Source organism: Stenotrophomonas sp. RG-453, assembly GCF_033843685.1.
GTDB lineage: Bacteria > Pseudomonadota > Gammaproteobacteria > Xanthomonadales > Xanthomonadaceae > Stenotrophomonas > Stenotrophomonas bentonitica_A.
Genome location: NZ_JAMYED010000009.1, coordinates 215133 through 233328, shown reverse-complemented (window position 1 = coordinate 233328; position 18196 = coordinate 215133). Strand labels below are relative to the sequence as shown.

The 18196-nt window shown below is 66.3% G+C and carries 14 protein-coding genes and 5 tRNA genes; 11 read left to right on the top strand and 8 right to left on the bottom strand.

Annotated elements, in window-relative coordinates:
* Window positions 1–49: 49 nt before the first annotated feature.
* The 7 genes from NJD74_RS17440 to NJD74_RS17410 form a co-directional block, all read right to left on the bottom strand.
* Window positions 50–125, bottom strand: a tRNA-Ala gene (locus NJD74_RS17440).
* Between the two features lie 134 nt (window positions 126–259).
* A tRNA-Glu gene (locus tag NJD74_RS17435) sits at window positions 260–335 on the bottom strand.
* Between the two features lie 50 nt (window positions 336–385).
* Window positions 386–461 (bottom strand) — tRNA-Ala (locus NJD74_RS17430).
* A 224-nt stretch (window positions 462–685) separates the two neighbouring features.
* Window positions 686–761 (bottom strand) — tRNA-Glu (locus NJD74_RS17425).
* Window positions 762–814: 53 nt separating this feature from the next.
* Window positions 815–890, bottom strand: a tRNA-Ala gene (locus tag NJD74_RS17420).
* An 82-nt stretch (window positions 891–972) separates the two neighbouring features.
* The gene (locus NJD74_RS17415; protein WP_083298714.1) at window positions 973–3306 is read right to left on the bottom strand and encodes a heavy metal translocating P-type ATPase; all 2334 of its coding nucleotides are present in this window, start codon (window positions 3304–3306) and stop codon (window positions 973–975) included.
* Entirely contained in the window at window positions 3303–3701 is a 399-nt protein-coding gene (locus NJD74_RS17410; RefSeq protein ID WP_070470841.1) for a heavy metal-responsive transcriptional regulator, read from the bottom strand. Before NJD74_RS17410 ends, NJD74_RS17415 begins: the two co-directional genes overlap by 4 nt.
* A 211-nt stretch (window positions 3702–3912) precedes the next feature.
* On the opposite strand from NJD74_RS17410, the gene NJD74_RS17405 reads away from it, so the two are divergent.
* The 9 genes from NJD74_RS17405 to map all read left to right on the top strand — a co-directional run bounded on the left by NJD74_RS17405 (window position 3913) and on the right by map (window position 14418).
* Window positions 3913–4977, top strand: coding sequence for a helix-turn-helix domain-containing protein (locus NJD74_RS17405; RefSeq protein ID WP_083279761.1), 1065 nt, complete (start codon window positions 3913–3915; stop codon window positions 4975–4977).
* 114 nt (window positions 4978–5091) lie between these two features.
* Window positions 5092–5892 (top strand): TlpA disulfide reductase family protein, encoded by an 801-nt coding sequence (locus tag NJD74_RS17400; protein WP_319624675.1) that lies wholly within the window; start codon window positions 5092–5094, stop codon window positions 5890–5892.
* A 41-nt stretch (window positions 5893–5933) separates the two neighbouring features.
* Complete coding sequence (dsbG, locus tag NJD74_RS17395; protein ID WP_319624674.1) at window positions 5934–6755, top strand: thiol:disulfide interchange protein DsbG; 822 nt, start codon at window positions 5934–5936, stop codon at window positions 6753–6755.
* A gap of 473 nt (window positions 6756–7228) precedes the next feature.
* Window positions 7229–8662, top strand: a complete 1434-nt coding sequence (locus tag NJD74_RS17390; protein ID WP_102789584.1) for a DcaP family trimeric outer membrane transporter — start codon at window positions 7229–7231, stop codon at window positions 8660–8662.
* Between the two features lie 51 nt (window positions 8663–8713).
* A complete protein-coding gene (gene adiC / locus NJD74_RS17385) occupies window positions 8714–10063 on the top strand; it encodes an arginine/agmatine antiporter (protein WP_102789585.1) in 1350 nt (449 codons plus the stop codon).
* Window positions 10064–10084: 21 nt separating this feature from the next.
* Window positions 10085–12373, top strand: coding sequence for an Orn/Lys/Arg decarboxylase N-terminal domain-containing protein (locus NJD74_RS17380; RefSeq protein WP_319624673.1), 2289 nt, complete (start codon window positions 10085–10087; stop codon window positions 12371–12373).
* A 28-nt stretch (window positions 12374–12401) separates the two neighbouring features.
* Entirely contained in the window at window positions 12402–13304 is a 903-nt protein-coding gene (locus NJD74_RS17375) for a cation diffusion facilitator family transporter (protein WP_019185030.1), read from the top strand.
* Between the two features lie 137 nt (window positions 13305–13441).
* Window positions 13442–13654, top strand: a complete 213-nt coding sequence (locus tag NJD74_RS17370) for a ParD-like family protein (RefSeq protein WP_019185031.1) — start codon at window positions 13442–13444, stop codon at window positions 13652–13654.
* Complete coding sequence (map, locus tag NJD74_RS17365) at window positions 13651–14418, top strand: type I methionyl aminopeptidase (RefSeq protein ID WP_102789587.1); 768 nt, start codon at window positions 13651–13653, stop codon at window positions 14416–14418. The genes NJD74_RS17370 and map overlap by 4 nt, the downstream gene beginning before the upstream one ends.
* A gap of 27 nt (window positions 14419–14445) precedes the next feature.
* Here the strand turns inward: map and NJD74_RS17360 are convergent, their stop codons facing one another.
* The gene (locus NJD74_RS17360) at window positions 14446–15372 is read right to left on the bottom strand and encodes a LysR family transcriptional regulator (RefSeq protein WP_319624672.1); all 927 of its coding nucleotides are present in this window, start codon (window positions 15370–15372) and stop codon (window positions 14446–14448) included.
* A 141-nt stretch (window positions 15373–15513) separates the two neighbouring features.
* On the opposite strand from NJD74_RS17360, the gene NJD74_RS17355 reads away from it, so the two are divergent.
* Together NJD74_RS17355 and NJD74_RS17350 are read left to right on the top strand one after the other, a co-directional pair.
* On the top strand, window positions 15514–15903 hold the full coding sequence (locus NJD74_RS17355; protein WP_019185037.1) for a RidA family protein: 390 nt from the start codon (window positions 15514–15516) through the stop codon (window positions 15901–15903).
* 72 nt (window positions 15904–15975) lie between these two features.
* Window positions 15976–18174, top strand: a complete 2199-nt coding sequence (locus NJD74_RS17350) for a hypothetical protein (protein WP_046272553.1) — start codon at window positions 15976–15978, stop codon at window positions 18172–18174.
* The last annotated feature ends 22 nt before the right edge of the window (window positions 18175–18196 follow it).

Here is an 18196-nt window from a genome sequence, read left to right as displayed (position 1 = left end):
GCGTTAAACCGAATTTTGGCTTCTATCGGACGGCCTGTGTCCGGAGAAGTGGTGGAGCCAGGCGGGATCGAACCGCCGACCTCCTGCATGCCATGCAGGCGCTCTCCCAGCTGAGCTATGGCCCCACGTTGTACCGCGAGCCGCCTAGTATATCTGCCTGTTCACGTTTGTGGAAGCCTTTCGGGCATCCGCATCGCAACCGCAGTAGGCGGTGAACAAAAAGACCCGGCATGCCGGGCCTCGGTGTTCTTCTGATGAGTGGCGTCCCCACGGGGATTCGAACCCCGGTCGCCACCGTGAAAGGGTGATGTCCTAGGCCTCTAGACGATGGGGACGCATAAACTCATCAAATTGTTCAGCACACCGAACGGCCTAAGGTCCGGAGTGGTGGAGCCAGGCGGGATCGAACCGCCGACCTCCTGCATGCCATGCAGGCGCTCTCCCAGCTGAGCTATGGCCCCACGATGCTGGAGGCGGAATTCTACGCGGCCGTGAAGCATTCGCCAAGTCTTTTTTCTGAAATACCGAAGAAAGAATGCATGCAGGCATCCATCTGCAGAGGCTGATCGTTGCCCGCGCGAGTGCACCAGCACGCACGCGATAAAACAGGCCGCCAATGCCGAGCGTTGCTCGATGCGGCACAAACAAAAAGCCCCGACCGAAGTCAGGGCTGTTTGTTTGAAACTGGCGTCCCCACGGGGATTCGAACCCCGGTCGCCACCGTGAAAGGGTGATGTCCTAGGCCTCTAGACGATGGGGACGCACGAAAACTTCAAATTTTGTCACTGCAATCTGATCGGCCTAATGATCGGATTGGTGGAGCCAGGCGGGATCGAACCGCCGACCTCCTGCATGCCATGCAGGCGCTCTCCCAGCTGAGCTATGGCCCCACGTCGTGAGGAGCGAAATCATAGCGACGACGTTTTGGATTGGCAAGAAAAAAGTGAAGAAATATCGTCATGCAATCCGCGGTCACTCGCCGGGCAGTCGTTGATGGCGCAGCCGCAGTGCATTGCTGATCACCGAGACCGAACTCAGACTCATCGCCACCGCCGCCAACATCGGCGACATTACGATGCCCAGCGGATACAGCACGCCGGCTGCAACAGGAATGCCGAGGCCGTTGTAGAGAAACGCAAAGCCCAGGTTCTGCCGCATGTTGCGCACGCTTGCAGTGGACAGCTGGCGCGCACGCAGGATGCCGCGCAGATCGCCCTTGACCAGCGTGACCTGTGCGCTCGACATCGCCACATCGGTGCCGTTGCCCATCGCGATGCCAACGTCCGCACTCGCCAGCGCCGGCGCGTCGTTGATGCCATCGCCGGCCATCGCCACCTTGCGGCCCTGCGCCTGCAGCGAACGGATCAACGCGGCCTTGTCGGCGGGGCGCATCTCGCCGTGGACGTCATCCAGGCCGAGTTCCCGCGCGACGGCTTCCGCGGTGGCCGCGCCGTCGCCGGTGGCCATGACGATGCGCAGGCCATCGCGGTGCAGCTGCACGATCGCTTCGGCGGTGGAGGCCTTGATCGGGTCAGCCACCGCGAGCAGGCCGCCAAGCTGGCCGTCGACGGCGAGGTACATCACGCTGGCCGCGGTGCTGCGCAAGTGCTCGGCACGTTCGCGCAGCGTGTCCAGCGCGATACCGTGTTCGTCCATCAACGCGGTATTGCCAAGCAGCAGCTGCCTGCCGTCCACCGCGCCCTGCACACCCATGCCGGTCAGGGAATCGAAATCGTCCACGCTGGCCAGCGGCATCCCGCGCGCGCGTGCTTCGGCCACGATCGCGGCCGCCAACGGATGCTCGCTGCCCTGGTCCAGGCTGGTCGCCCATTGCAGGATCTGATCGGCAGCGAAGGGCGTCACCGCCTGTACGTCACGGAACGCTGGCTTGCCCTCGGTCAAGGTACCGGTCTTGTCGACCACCAGCGTGTCGATCTGGCGCAGTGCCTCGATCGCCTCGGCATCGCGGAACAGCACCCCGTGCTGCGCGGCGCGACCCGTGGCGACCATGATCGTCATCGGTGTGGCCAGCCCCAACGCGCACGGGCAGGCGATGATCAGCACCGCTACCGCGCTCAGTACCGCATGCGTCCATGACGGCGCCGGACCGAACAGTCCCCAGCCGAGGAACGTCAGCACCGCGACCGACAGTACCGCCAGCACGAACCAGTACGCGACGGTGTCGGCCATGCGCTGCATCGGGGCGCGTGAGCGCTGCGCCTGCGCCACCAGCTGCACGATCTGCGCCAGCATGCTGTCATCGCCAAGGCGATCGGCACGGACGACCAGGCTGCCAGTGCCGTTGAGTGTCGCGCCGATCACCGCGTCGCCCACGGCCTTGGCCACTGGCACCGGCTCACCGGTGAGCATGGATTCATCGATGGAGGAGCGGCCTTCGACGACCGTGCCATCCACGGGCACCTTCTCACCCGGGCGCACGCGCACGCGGTCGCCGGGCTGCAGCGCGGTAATGTCGACGTCTTCCTCGCGGCCATCCGCGCGCAGCACGCGTGCGGTTTTCGGTGCCAGGCCGAGCAGCGCCTTGATCGCGGCGGATGTTTTTGCCCGTGCGCGCAGCTCCATCAACTGGCCGAGCAGCGTGAGCGAGATGATCATTGCTGCGGCCTCGAAATAGACGCCGACATGCCCGTGCTGCTGGAACGACGGCGGGAACAGACCGGGCGCGACGGTGGCGACCACGCTGTAGCCGTACGCAGCGAGCACACCCGTCCCGATCAGGGTCCACATGTTCGGGCTGCGGCTGCGGATCGACTGCGCCCAGCGCTGCAGGAACGGCCAACCGGCCCACAGCACCACCGGCGTCGCCAGGGCCAACTCGATCCACACCCGCAGATCGGGCGCCAGGCCATGCAGCACGGGGGTCATCGCCAGCATCGCCAGGGCCATCGTCGCCACACTCAGCGGCAGGCTCCACCAGAAGCGGCGGCGGAAGTCGGTCAACTCGGGGTTCTCGCCTTCCTCAAGGCTGGGCATCGCCGGTTCCAGCGCCATGCCGCACAGAGGACAGCTGCCGGGACCGTCCTGCACGATTTCCGGGTGCATCGGGCAGGTGTACCGCGTGCCGGCGGGGGCTGGTTTGACGACGCCAGCAGGTGCGGCCAGATAGCGCTGCGGGTCGGCAATGAACCTGCGTCGGCAGCCATCGCTGCAGAACGCGTAGTCGTTGCCGTCATGGCGGGCATGGTGGGGCGTGGTGGCCGGGTCGACCATCATCCCGCAGACAGGATCCCTGACGGTGCCTGCATTGGTCGCCGTGGCGCCGGGGTGATCGTGGGCGTGCGTCATTGGCGGACGTCCGTCAACGCCGACAGGATCGGGCACTGCGCGTTGTCGCCGTGCCCGGGGCAGGCCTCGACCAGGTGCTTGAGCGCCCGGTGCATGCGCTGCAGCTCGTTGATGCGCTGTTCGATATCGGCGAGTTTGTTCACTGCGCTGTCGCGGATCTGTGCCATGTCCTGGCCGCGCTGATCGCTGAAGCCGAGCAGGTCGGCGACTTCATCCAGGCTGAAACCCAGCGCCTTGGCGCGGCGGATGAACTGCAGCCGGGTCAGGTCGGCCTCGCTGAAGACGCGGTAGCCGCCGGCGCTGCGGCGGGCGGTGGGCAGCAGCTGCTGCCGCTCGTAGTAGCGCACCGTATCGATGGGCACGCCTGCCTGGCGCGCGAGCTGTCCAATGTTCATGAGCACCTCGTGGATGACCCGGTCATTGTGGACCCTGGAGTCTGGTCAAGGGTCAAGCCTTGCTGGAACCCAACTGAAGATTCATCGCGCGTGAAATTTGCAATTAGTTGCATGGTCGTCCTCGCGGGACGCCCGTAGCCTCAGGCCATCTTATGTACAGACCTGTTCTGCCCGGCCCCGTGTCGGCAGGCATTGTTCAAGGAGAATGGCCATGGACGCACCCCGCAACACGCTGCAGCCGGACCGCCGGCCGGACGCGCCGACCCTGATGGAAGTGGCGGTCGTTGAATTCCCCGGCAGTCTGCGCGCCGCCGCACCGGTGCTGTCCGAACTTGCCCAGCGCTGCAACCGCACAGTGGCCGCGGGGCGCCGCACCGGCGCACGGATGCTGGTGACGCGATGGACGATGTCCAGCCGGGGCATGCAGCGCGTTGCTGGCGCCGAACTGTTCGGTGATGCACTGCCGGCGATCATCGTCATCCCCGGCAGCGAATCGAGCTGGTCCATGGCACCGCCGGACGAACGCCTGCTGGCGTGGCTGCGCGAATGCCACGATGGCTGCAGCCTGCTCGCGGCCTGCGACGAGGGTGGCCTGCTGCTGGCCGCGGCGGGCATCCTGGCCGGCCGCCCGGTCAGCGTGCCCGATCCGGCCCGTTGCCAGGCGCTGCGCACGATGGTGCCCAGCTGGCAGCCGTGTGAACGGACCCTGGTCGACGATGGCGATCTGCTGACCGCCGCCGGACCGGACGCATGGAAGTATCTGAGCCTGCGCCTGATCGCACGGGTCTATGGGCAGAGTGTGATGAATACCGTCATCCAGCAGTTGCAGCTGATGATTCCACGCACGGAACTGGATGATCTGGAACGCTTCAGCCCCAACTTCGCCCACGGCGATCGCAGCATCCTCAAAGCACAGCGCTGGCTGCATGGCATCGCTGCCCGGGGTGTGGGGCTCGACGACATCTGCGTGCAGGCCGGGCTGGAACCGCGCACGCTGCAGCGTCGGTTCCTGAAAGCCACCGGGATGCGCCCGATCGAGTATTGCCAGCGCCTGCGCATCGCCAAGGCGCAGCTGCTGCTGCAGGCCGGCGGCGTCGTGGACCAGGTTGCATGGGCAGTGGGGTACTCGGACCAGAGCGCGTTCCGCCGGCTGTTCCTGCGTATTGTCGGGCTGACTCCGGCACGTTATCGCCGCCAGCTCGCTGCCCAGCAGCGTGAGCGGGCGCACTCACGCCCGGTCGCCCGGGTGCTTGAATCGATTCGTCCGGCTGCCTGAATCGCACGACTGTCGCGTGCTTGATCCCCTGTCGGCTTGCTGGGACCATGCCGGCGGGCCCGATGCAACAGCCGTCGCCACGTGGCAGATCACGGGCGGCGGCGGAGAAAAGCAATGATCAGCAGTGTAGGCCCGGTACCGCTTGCGGTCGTGTGGGTGTTGGTGGGTCTGGCCATCGCGATGCTGGTGGCCAGTGTGGTGCGTGCTCCAACAATCGAAGGCGTGCCGCGTCCGCGGTCGCTGGTGGTGGACATGCTGCTGCTGGGGCTGCTGGCCGGACGTGCGGCGTTCGTGATCTGGCACCTGGGCGACTATGCGCAGGATCCCTGGGGCGTGCTGCGCATTGGCGATGGCGGCTTCCTGGTGTGGCCGGCGATGGCGGCGGGGCTGGGATGGGGCGCCTGGCGCCTGCGCCGCTGGCCGTCGCTCCGGCGGCCGGTCGTGGCCGCCGCCCTGGCCGGCGTGCTGAGCTGGGCGGTACTGTCGGCGGGTGCTGGCTGGCTGCAGCAATCGCGGGTAACGCTGCCGGCGATCAGCCTGACTTCGCTGCAGGGTGAGCCGATCGCATTGGCCGACACGCAGGGCACCCCGGTGGTGGTCAATCTCTGGGCGAGCTGGTGTGGCCCCTGCCGGCGCGAGATGCCGGTGCTGGCTCGCGCGCAGCAGCGCCACCCGGACATCCGCTTCCTGTTTGTCAACCAGGGTGAAACCCGCGAAGAGGTCGAGGGTTTCATCGCCGCCGAGCAGCTGACGCTGGACAACGTGCTGCTTGACGAGGCTGCGCTCACCGCCGAGCGGCTGCAGGTGCATGCCTATCCGACTACCCTGTTCTTCGACGGCCAGGGCCGGCTGCAGCAGATTCATCTGGGCGAACTCAGTGCCGCCGGCCTGCAATCCAAGCTCGACAGCCTGTAAGGGTGGTCGCGTTGTCATGTTCCTTGAATCCAGGAGTCACCATGAAGTTGAAGTCCTCGCGCCCATTGGGCACCGTGCTGGCGGTCTCGCTGTTGATGGCCCTGGCCGGGTGCAGCCAGGCGCAGACGCCCAGCGCCGCTGATGCCGCGCCGGCCAAGGGCGGTGCCGATCGCCCGGCGGTGCTGAAAGGCATCGAGAAGCACGGCTTCGAGGTGATCGGCGAGTTCGACGCGCCCGGTGGCCTGCGCGGCTTTGCCGGCGTGGTCGGTGGGCAGCAGGCCGCGGCGGCCTACGTCACCGCGGACGGAAAGCACGTCGTGGTCGGCAGCCTGTTCGATGCCAACGGCGAGGATGTGGGGGCGGCACCATTGGAAAAGCTGGTGGCCAAGCCGATGTCCGAGCGCAGCTGGAAGAAGCTGGATGAAAGCGCGTGGGTCCGTGATGGCCGCGCCGATGCGCCGCGCGTGGTCTACACCTTCAGCGATGCGAACTGCCCGTATTGCCATCGTTTCTGGGAAGCGGCGCGGCCGTGGGTGGACGCCGGCAAGGTGCAGTTGCGCCACGTGATGGTCGGCGTGATCCGTGAGGACAGCCCGGCCAAGGCGGCCGCGATCCTCACCGCGCCCAACCCCAGCGCCGCGTTGCTGGAGAACGAACGGCTGTTCGATCGCGGCGGAATCAAGCCGGCGGCTTCGCTGACCGCGGAGGTCGCCAACAAGCTCGATGCCAATCAGGTACTGATGATCGAACTGGGCTTCCAGGGTACGCCGGGTATTCTGTTCGAGGATGCCCAAGGCATGGTGCAGCGCCGTTCCGGCATGCCCCAGGGCGATGACATGACCGTGGTGCTCGGCCCGCGCTGAGCCGAACCGGGTATCACTGCACACCGCGCCGGGCTCTGCCCGGCGCGCTTGGTTTGGGCGTCGTGCGGCCTGGCCCGGATGCGTTGACGCATTCGGCTTGATTTGGATCAAGGCTGAAAACGGGGCGGTCGCTAAGCTGCCCCGATGCGCTATTTCATGGATTGCCCCACACGCACCGGACGCGCGACTGCCCAGTCAGAAAACTGCCTGACAACATTCACGGCATTCTCACTTTGCGATTGTTACTCAGGGCGCTGGCTGACACGCACATGCGTGGCTGTCATCAGGGATGAGGGGATCCCGTGCGAGCGTACCCACGCACGCGATGCGTCCGCCGGCTTGACCGCCACCGGACCACGCGCATGCGGAGGTCGCGCGCATTGCAGTGCCGGGCCGCGTGCCGGTTGCCTGCGGCGTCATGGACGCCTGCCGGAATCGACACGTGGAACTGTGTACGGTTCAAGGAGGACGTGATGCGTTTGTCTGTATTGACGGTCGCATGCGCGGCAGCACTGGCTGCGGCGCCCGTGTACGCGCAGGATTCGGCCGCCGCGTTGCGGCAGGATATCCAGACGCTGCGGCAGACGCTGGAGCAGATGGAGAAACGACTGCAGGCGATCGAGTCCGGGCAGCCTCCACCTGCCTCGCCGGCCATCACGGCGGCGACTGCGTCCGGTACGGGCGTCACGCCCGCCCCCTTGCCAGCGCCCCTGACGGCCCAGGCCCAGGTGCCGGGCATGGGTCAGGCGATTCTGCCGCAACGCGATTCCGTCGCCGATCCCTCCAGCGCCGCCTCCCGCCCGGACAGCGCCGCCGGCCCGACCGATCCCGAGCTGAAAGGCTTCTTCGCGATCCCCAATACCGATACGCTGATCCGCATCGGCGGCTACGCCAAGCTCGATGCGATCGCCGATTCGCGCGCAGCCGGTGACCAGGAACAGTTCGTCACCTCGTCGATTCCGGTCGGCAGTGCGCACCGGGATGTCTCCAGCTTCACGCTGCATGCCAAGCAGACCCGCTTCAGCTTCGAAGCGCGGCGCCCGACCACGCATGGCAACCTGCGCTTCTATCTGGAAAACGATTTTTTCGGCAGCAGCGACAGTTATCAGTTCCGCCTGCGCCACGCCTACGGGCAACTGGGCAATACCTACGCCGGTTATGGCTATTCCACGTTCATGGATGCCGACAGCCTGCCCGACACCCTGGATTTCGCCGGGCCGGGTGGGGCGGGGTACCTGCTCGTGGCCGGCATCCACCACAGCTTCGCAATGGGCAAGGGGAACACCCTGACCGTGGCGGCCGAGGATCCGGATACCCAGTTGAGCAACCCCGCCGAGGGGATCATGCCGGTGGACCAGCTGCCGGACGTCACCGTAACCGCGCGCATGGAGCGTGACTGGGGCCATCTGCAGCTGGGTGCGGTCGCACGCAGCCTGGGGTACGACGGCGATGCCGGCGATGGCCGGCGCTTTGCGGGTGGCCTGCAGCTCAGCGGCTCGGCCGCGGTGGGCGAACAGGACCTGCTGTTGTTCGGCGCGCTCGGCGGCAAGGGCCTGGCCCGTTATACGGCCGACCTGACCGGTTCGGGCATGGACGCGGTGGTGAGCGCAGACGGGCGGCTGCAGGCGTTGTCGCTGTATGGCGGCTTCGTTGGTTACACCCATTACTGGTCGCCGCTGTGGCGCTCGAACCTGATCTACGGCCAGCTCACCAGTGGACGCAACGATGCGCTGGCCGCCGATGCGTTCCGCCAGAGCCGCTACGGCGTCTTCAACCTGCTCTGGAGCCCGGCCCCGTCCTGGACGATGGGCATGGAGCTGCTCTACGGGCAGCTGGAACAGCAGAGTGGACAACGCGGCGACACGATGCGGCTGCAGGGCAGCCTGCAATACAACTTCATCAAGTAACTCCCAACGCCCGGCATGACCGGGTCCCTGCCTGGCAAAGGAGCAAGCGTCATGGCAAAAGCGAAGAAAATCGGGGTGGTCGGTGCCACCTTCCTGGTGGCCGGCAACATGATGGGGTCGGGGGTGTTCCTGTTGCCCTCCAGCCTGGCCAAGATCGGCACGGCCTCGATCTGGGGTTGGCTGATCACCACCGCCGGCGCGCTGCTGCTGGCCTTCGTGTTTGCCAAGCTCGGCAAGCTGGCGCCCAAGGCCGGTGGTCCCTATGCCTACGCCAGGGACTGGTTCGGCCCTTACATGGGTTTCCAGACCAACACCATCTACTGGTTCGCCAACTGGATCGGCAACGTTGCCATCCCGATCGCGGCAGTCGGCTACTTCAGCTACTTCTTCCCGATCCTGTCCGAGCCGTTGCCGCGCTGCATCGCGGTGCTGGCGCTGGTCTGGGCGTTGAGCTTCGCCAACGTGGTCGGCCCCTCGTTCGTGAGCAAGCTGCAGACGGTGACCACCAGCTTTGCGCTGGTGCCGATCCTGGGCATCGCGATCTTCGGCTGGTTCTTCTTCGACCCGACCATCTTCAAGGGGGCCTACAACGTCTCCGGCGAGTCCAACTTCGGCGCGATCTCCAGTGCCGCGGCGTTGACCCTGTGGGCCTTCATCGGCGTGGAATCGGCCTCGGTGACTGCCGGCGTGGTCGAGAACCCGGAGAAGAACGTGGCCCGCGCGACGCTGGGTGGCGTGTTCCTGGCTGCGATCGCCTACATCGCCAGCTCCTCGGTGATCATGGGCATGGTGCCCAATGGCGACCTGCAGGTCTCCGATGCGCCGTTCGCGCTGGCCGCGGCCAATGCGGTCGGTGGCTGGGGCGGGGCGCTGGTGAGCCTGTGCGCCTTCGTGGGCGCGGCCGGCTCGCTCGGTGGCTGGATCCTGCTGACCGCGCAGAGTGCCAAGGCGGCCTCCGATGACGGCCTGTTCCCGAGCATCTTCAGCAAGACCAACAAGGACGACGTGCCGGTCAAGGGCGTGCTGATCGTGGCGGTGCTGATGACCCTGGCGGTGCTGGTCACCTCCACCTCCAAGACCGCCTCGGCCCAGTTCGATGTGATCACCTCGGCGGCGGTGGTGCTGACCCTGCTGCCGTACATCTACTCCTGCGTGGCCTGCTACTTCGTGGTCGAGCGCTCGCACACGCTGGTGCACACTGGCGCGTTCTGGCTGCTGACCAGCGTCACCGTCGTGTACTGCCTGTGGGCGATCTTCGGGTCGGCCGGCAACATCGTGCAGTACGCCTTCCTGTTTGTGCTCTTCATCACGGTGTTCTACCCGTTCTTCAGCGAGGAGCGCCGCCGCCAGCGCGGCCAGCTGCCCGCGCTCGACGCCGCCGTCCGCACGACGCTTTCGTGATATTGCCCCAGGAGAATCCCTGTGTACTTCAAGTCCCTTGATTACCCGATCATCGTCATCGACGACGACTACGAATCCCCGCGCATCGGCGGCATCCTGATCCGTGCGCTGGTGGACGAGCTGCGCAAGAATGACCAGCGCGTGCTGTGCGGCCTGACCCTGGCCGATGCCCAGGCCGGCGCGCGCACCTATGTGGCGGCCTCGGCGGTGCTGATCTCCATCGACGGCACCGAGGAGAACCCGGAGCAGTTCCAGCGCCTGCTGGGCTTCCTGCGCGAGCAGACCGCACGCCGCGCCAACCTGCCGGTGTTCCTGTACGGCGAGCGCCGCACCATCGAGAAGGTGCCGAGCAAGCTGCTCAAGTTCGTGCACGGCTACATCTTCCTGTTCGAAGACACCAAGAGCTTCATCTCGCGGCAGGTGATGCGGGCGGCCGAAGACTACATGGCCAATCTGCTGCCACCGTTCTTCAAGGCCCTGATCCACCACACCGCCGAGTCCAATTACTCCTGGCACACGCCTGGCCATGCCGGCGGCGTGGCGTTTACCAAATCACCGGTCGGCCGTGCGTTCCACCAGTTCTACGGCGAGAACACGCTGCGCAGCGACCTGTCGATCTCGGTGCCGGAGCTGGGCTCGCTGCTCGACCACACCGGCCCGATCAAGGATGCCGAGAACGAGGCGGCGCGCAACTTCGGCGCCGACCACACCTTCTTCGTCACCAATGGCACCTCGACCGCCAACAAGATCGTCTGGCACGGGACCGTGGGGCGGGGCGACGTGGTCTTTGTTGACCGCAACTGCCACAAGTCGCTGCTGCACGCGCTGATCATGACCGGCGGCGTCCCGGTGTACTTTACCCCCAGCCGCAACGCGCACGGCATCATCGGCCCGATCAGCCTGGACCAGTTCACGCCCGAGTCACTGCAGCAGGCCATCGCCGCCAACCCGCTGGCCAGCAAGGCCTACAAGGCCGGCTCCAAGCCGCGCATCGCGGTGGTCACCAATTCGACCTATGACGGGCTGTGCTACAACGCCGAAAAGATCGCCGAGGAAATCGGCAGCGCGGTCGATTTCCTGCATTTCGACGAAGCCTGGTATGCCTATGCCGCGTTCCATCCGTTCTATGAGAACCATTACGGCATGGCCAAGGGCAAGCCGCGCGAGCAGGATGCGATCATCTTCACCACGCACTCCACGCACAAGCTGCTGGCCGCGTTCTCGCAGGCCTCGATGATCCACGTGCGCAACGCCGCGACCCAGGCGCTGGATGCCGAACGCTTCAACGAAGCCTTCATGATGCACACCACCACCAGCCCGCATTACGGCGTGATCGCCGCGTGCGATGTGGCCTCCAAGATGATGGAAGGCGCCGCGGGCGAGTCGCTGGTGCAGGAGATGCACGACGAGGCGATTGCCTTCCGCCGCGCGATGCTGCACGTACGCGAGGATCTGGGGCGCGACGACTGGTGGTTCAGCGTGTGGCAGCCGGACAAGCTGGAACGTTCGCTGGCCAAGGGCGACGCACCGGCCCCGATGGTGGCCAAGCGCAGCGAGTGGTACCTGCAGCCGGATGCGCAATGGCACGGCTTCGATGGCCTGGTCGACGACTACGTGCTGATCGATCCGATCAAGGTGACCCTGCTCACGCCGGGACTCTCGATGGACGGCGAGATGGGCCAGCGCGGCATTCCGGCCGCAGTGCTGAGCAAGTTCCTGTGGACCCGCGGCATCACGGTGGAGAAGACCAACCTGTACTCGGTGCTGTTCCTGTTCTCGATGGGCATCACCAAGGGCAAGTGGAGCACCCTGGTCACCGAGCTGATGGCCTTCAAGGAGCTCTACGACAGCAATGCGCCGCTGACCCGCGCACTGCCGCAGCTGGCGGCCGAGTTCCCGATCGCCTACGCCGGGTGGGGCCTGCGTGACCTCTGCGATGCGCTGCACGCCTTCAACGGCGAGTTCGGCGTGGCCGAAGTGATGCGCGCCATGTACGTGGATCTGCCCGAGCCGGTGATGACGCCCGCCGAAGCCTATGACCATCTGGTCCGCGGCCAGATCGAACGGGTCGACATCGAACAGATCAGCGGCCGCATCGCCGGCACCATGCTGGTGCCTTACCCGCCGGGCATCCCGACCATCATGCCGGGCGAGCGATTCGGCGCCAGCGATGAGCCGATCATCCAGTCGTTGCGGATCGCCCGTGAGCAGAACGCGCGCTTCCCGGGCTTCGAGTCGGATGTGCACGGGCTTATCATCGACACCGACGGCGATGCGCCGAGCTACAAGGTGGAGGTGCTGAAGGTCTGACGCCTGCGCGCAGGACCCTCGGCCAGCGATGGATACAGCACGCGAGCAGCGGGTCCTCAAATTCTCCATCGGGGTGACGATGGCGGTCAGCGCCATCGGCTTCATCGGTGGCCTGCTGGTGGGATCGCAGGCCATCCTGTTCGATGGCGTCTACAGCCTGGTGGACGTGGCGCTGACCCTGGTGGCGCTGTCGGTACTGCGGCTGGTGGCGCGGGAAGAAAGCCCGCGCTTCCAGTATGGCTACTGGCACCTGGAGCCGATGGTGGAGGCGCTTGGCGGGGCGATCCTGTCGCTGGCCTGCATCTATGCGCTGGCCAACTCGGTGATCGGGCTGACCACGGGCGGGCATGAGGTCAAGGCCGGGCCTGCGCTGCTGTGGGCGGCCCTGCTGTGCGTGAGCAACCTGGCGATGGCGGCCTTCGTGCGCACCCGCGCGATGCAGCTGCACTCGGCGCTGCTGTGGCTGGACGTGCGGGCCTGGCTGCTCAGCGGCATGATGAGCCTGGCGGTGGTGCTGGCGTTTGCGATCGCGCTGTTGCTGCGCGATGGCGAGCATGCGCACTGGATACCCTATCTGGATCCGCTGGTGCTGGCCGCGATCAGCGTGGCGGTACTACCCGTACCGTTGCGCAGTGCATGGAAGGCCATGCGCGAAGTGCTGCAGGTGGCGCCGGATACGCTGGATGCGCGCGTGCAGGCGGTGATGAAGGACTTCGTCGCCGAACACGGCTATCTGGATTTCACCAGCCACGTGGCCAAGATGGGCCGTATGCGGTTCGTGGAGATCCACATCCTCACCCACCCGGAGACGGTGATCGGCAACATCGGCAATGTGGACCGGCTGCGTGATGAGATCGCCGAGCGCCTGGATGCGCGCGGCAGTGAGTTCTGGTTGACCATCGATTTCACTGCCGATCCGGCCTGGACCTGATCGATCCCTGACCGCGCGATCACGACCGCCCAGCACCGCAGTGGCGCGAAGACGGCCGGTGACGACCCTTGGGCGGGCCTGCACAGCGCTATACGAAACGTATATGATGTGTATATACCTTATGAGAGGGGTTGCCCATGGGCATCGTGAACATCGACGACGAACTGCACGACAACCTGCGCCGCGCCAGCGGCGTCTCGGGCCGCTCGATCAATGCCCAGGCCGGTTTCTGGATCAAGATCGGCATGCTGTGCGAAATGAATCCCGGCTCGACCTACCAGGAGATCGTCAACCGTGAACTGCGTGCTGCAGGGGTTGAACCCGGCGCACTGCGGGTGGCCGAAGCATGATCAAGACCGCTGAAGAACAGGCGCTGATGCGGGTATCGGGGCGCCTGCTGGCCCAGGTGTTCGAAGCGCTGGACACGCTGCCGCTGGAAGGCATGAGCACGCTGCAGGTGAACGACTGGGTCGAGCGCTTCATCGTCGATGAGCTGCAGGCGCGCCCGGCGAGCAAGGGCCAGTATGGCTTCGGCTACGTGCTCAATTCGTCCATCGACAACGTGGTCTGCCATGGAGTGCCGTCGGCCGATGACATCCTGCGCAGCGGCAGCATCGTCAATCTCGACATCACGCTGGAGAAGGGAGGTTACATCGCCGACTCCAGCAAGACCTATCTGATCGGCGAGGTCGATTACGCGGCCAAGCGGCTGGTGCGGGTGACCCGCGAGGCGATGTGGAAGGGGATCGGGGTGGTGCGCCCGGGCGCGACGCTGGGCGACATCGGTTTTGCGATCCAGCAGCATGCCAAGGCCCACGGCTACAGCGTGGTCCGCGAATTCTGCGGCCATGGCATCGGGCAGCAGATGCACGAAGAGCCGCAGGTGCTGCACTACGGCCGTCGCGGCGATGGGCTGGAACTGGAGCAGGGCATGACCTTCACCATCGAGCCGATGATCAACCAGGGCCGTGCCGCCATCGACATGAGCGACGACGGCTGGACCGTGACCACCCGTGACGGCAAGCTCTCGGCGCAGGCCGAGCACACCGTGCTGGTGACCGCCGACGGGGTGGAGGTGCTGACCCTGCGCACGGGCGAGCGGATGCCCGACTGAGGCGGGCATCCGTGGCTGCATCGTGCATCAGCCCGGCGGCGGTCGCACCACGGGTGCATGATCGGCCACGATGCCACCGACCCAATCGATGAAGGCACGCAGCGTGGCGCTGACGTGGCGGTTGGGTGGGAAGGCCAGATGCAGTGGCATCGGCGGCAGCTGCCAATCAGCGAACAGGCGCACCAGCTCGCCTTCGGCCACGTGGGCGGCCGCCATGTACTCGGGCAGCCACAGCACCCCCAGGCCGGCCACGCCGGCGGCGAGGTAGGCGTTGCCGTCGTCCACCGCCAACAGGTACTGGCCGTGGACGGTCAGGGACACATCGCAGCGCTGCAGGGTATAGGGCAGCACGCCACCGCCGCGCGCACGGCGGTAGCCGACGATGTGGTGCGCGCTGTTTTCAAGATCGGCCGGATGGGCAGGATGTCCCATCCGGGCCAGGTAGCCGGGCGCTGCATAGAGGCCGGCCTGCAGATCGCCGATATGGCGGGCGATCAGCGACTGATCGGCGATCTGCCCGCCGCGGATCACGCAGTCCACGCTCTCGTCTATCAGGTCCACGTTCCGGTCGCTCACACCCAGATCCAGCTGGATATCCGGGTAGCGCGCCTGAAACCCGGGCAGGGCAGGCACCAGGATCAGACGGGCGAACGGTGCAGGAACGTCGATGCGCAGGCGCCCGCGAGGCGCCGCCGCCGCGGTCGACAGGCTGGTTTCAGCGTCGTCGATGTCGGCCAGCAGGCGGATCACCCGCGCGTAATAGGCCGCGCCGTCGGCGGTGACCTTCACCTGCCGGGTGGTGCGGTTCAGCAGGCGCACCCGCAGCCGCGCTTCCAGTTGCTGCACCAGTTGCGTGACCGTGGTGCGGCTCATGTGCAGTGTCTCGGCCGCCTTGGTGAAGCTGCCCGTTTCCACGACCCGGGCAAAGGCCTGCATCGCATCGAACCGGTCCATCTGCTTTCCACGGAGAGGATGATTGTTTGGATTCTACAAACAATGTTGGGCAGCAGGCCGCGTTTATCCGGTGCCCCCTGCCGGTCTACCGTGGCCTTTCATTCTTGATGGGCCGGTATCGGCCCAAGGCAGAGGTGGTTCATGGCAACACGTGACGTCGTTTTCCCGCCGGGCCGCCAAGCGCTGTACGAGCGCAACCGCTATTCGCCGGCCGTACGCTCCAATGGCTTCCTGTTCGTGTCCGGCCAGGTCGGCAGCCGCGAGGATGGCTCGCCCGAACCCGACCTCGAGGCCCAGGTGCGGCGCGCGTTCGAGAACCTCAACGCCGTGCTCGGCGCCGCAGGCTGCACGTTCGAGGACGTGGTCGACGTCACCGTGTTCCTGGTCAATCCCGAAAAGATCTTCGAACGGGTCTGGGCGATCGTGCCCGATTACTGGGGCGAGGCCCCGTACCCGACGCTGACCGGCATCGGGGTGACCTGGCTGTACGGATTCGACGTGGAGATCAAGGTGATCGCGAAGCTGCCGTAGCACGCCTTCACGCGGTGACGGCTGCGCGTTGCCGATAGTGGGCCGTCATCCTGCTTCCTGTCGCGGATCCACATGCCCCTGATTCCCGAGCGCGTCCAGCGCTGGCCCCGGCCGTGGCGCGTGGCGCTGCTCTCGCTGCTGGCGCTGTATGCGCTGTACCTGCTGGCGGGCAACGTATTCCTCAATACGCCGCTGTTCGATGCGGTGACCAACCGCAAACCTGAAAAATTCACGATGCAGACCGGCCCGGCGGTGACCTTGATGCCGGGGCAGGCCGTGGTCTGGAACATCCGCATGCGCGGCCAGGCCAATCGTACCCAGTACGTGTTCCGTGCCGATCGGGCCAGTGCGTGGATCGACCTGCCGGCGCTGTTGCGCAAGGAAGTGCGTATTCCGCGGATCGACGCGACGGGCGTGGAAGCGGAGGTCGAACGGGTCGAGAACGCCATTCCGCCGCCGCCGCGCGGCGACCGTGGCTGGACGCTGCGTTTCGATGCGATCCACAGCGACACGATCCGCAGTGGGCGCTTCGGCAAGCTCCTGATCGTCGGCCAGGGGCACGGGAATGTCGGGTTCCTCAAGCAGCTCAAAGGTGGGCCTTCGGAGCTGTTCGACTCCACTGCCGGCTTCGATGACGCCCAGGTCAGCTTCGATGGCGTGAACGTGCTGGACGATGCCCATATCGCCGCACGGTTCCACTTCCCGCGGCATTACCGTGACGACGCGCCGGGCCTGCAGAAGCTCGGGATCACCTGGGCGCAGCTGCAGATCGACGCGCGCAGCCAGGGGCTGCGCATCGACACCGGCGGCCCGCACGTGAAGGTCGGCAGCGCGGTCTCCAATGCGCGCCTCACTGCCGATGTGACGTTGGAGCAGGGCGCGCTGCGTCCCGGCAGCCGTCTGGTCTGGCGGCTGCCACTGCACGCCGGCGTACACGCAGATGACCGCGGCCTGCTGTCGCTGCAGCTGGACGTGGCGCAGGACATGCGGGTGCAGGCGCGGCTGCCGCGTGACCCGGAGACGGGCAGTGAGCTCAACGCCGATCTCCGCGTGACCGGCCGGAAGATTCCGTTCCAGGCGCCGGCCGAGCTGCTGCCGCGGTTGTCCGGCAAGGTCCAGGGCGCATGGCAGTTCCAGTCGCTGAACTGGATCAGCGATCTGTTCGTGAAAAAGCCGTGGTTCCATCTCGACGGTGGCGGTCTGCTCAAGGCTGACATCATTCTTGCCGACGGCGAGCTCGCACCGGGCAGCACAGTGGATATTCCGCAGGTGGCGGCGGTGGCCGAAGTCGCCGGCGTCCGCATGCGGGGCGATGCCCAGGCGCAGGGCCGGATTGTCGAGGGCACGCCTGCGCAGGCCGAACTGAAGGTACAGATCCCGCGCTTCCAGGCCGCGCCGACCAATGCACCCAAGGCGCTGTTGTTCGATGGGCGGCAGCTTGCGCTGAACCTGCGCGGTGATGCGCGCCTGAAGCAGCTGAGCGACGGCATGCGGGCCCAGCTCCGCTTCACCGATGCACGGGTACCGGACCTGACCGCCTACAACCGTTACCTGGGCAATGACAACGTGCGCCTGCTCGGCGGGACCGGCCTGCTCAGTGGGGATGTCTCACTGGATGCCTCCGGGCGGGTCGGCAAGGGCAGTGCCGATCTGCGGGGCACCGGTGCCCGGCTGAGCGTCGCCGGTATTGCGATGCGCGGCGATGCGCAACTCCAGGCGCGTCTGCAGCGTGCGGATTTCGACAGCCGCCAGTTCGATCTCGGTGGCACCACCGTGGAGCTGCGCAACATCCATGTAGGCGATGAAAAGAGTGACGGCCGCTGGTGGGGCAAGGTCGCGATCCGCAGCGGCCACATCGATGCCGCCGCGCCGTTCCAGGTGGATGGGCTGGCCGACCTGCGCCTGCGCGATGCCGGGCCGTTGCTGGGCGTGTTCGCACAGCGCAGTGAGTACCCGCGCTGGGTACTCGGCATGCTGGATTCCGGCGAAGTGCAGGCCAGTGGCCAGCTGCGCTGGCGCAGTGGCGAACTGATCGTGGAGGACCTGCAGGCCGAGAATGAGCGGCTGTCCCTGCAGGCGCGGCTGGATCTGAGTCATGGCAAACGCCGGGGCGACCTGTACCTGCGCTGGGGTGTGCTGGGCGCCGGCATCGAGCTGCAGGGCGAGCAGCGAAAGTGGCACCTCGCCGGTGCGCGTGACTGGTATGCCGAGCAGCCTCGTCTGCTGCCGGCCACGCCGGCCGCAGCAAAGGCGAGCGACAGCAAGCGCTGAGGGCAGGCATCTGCTTCCCCCT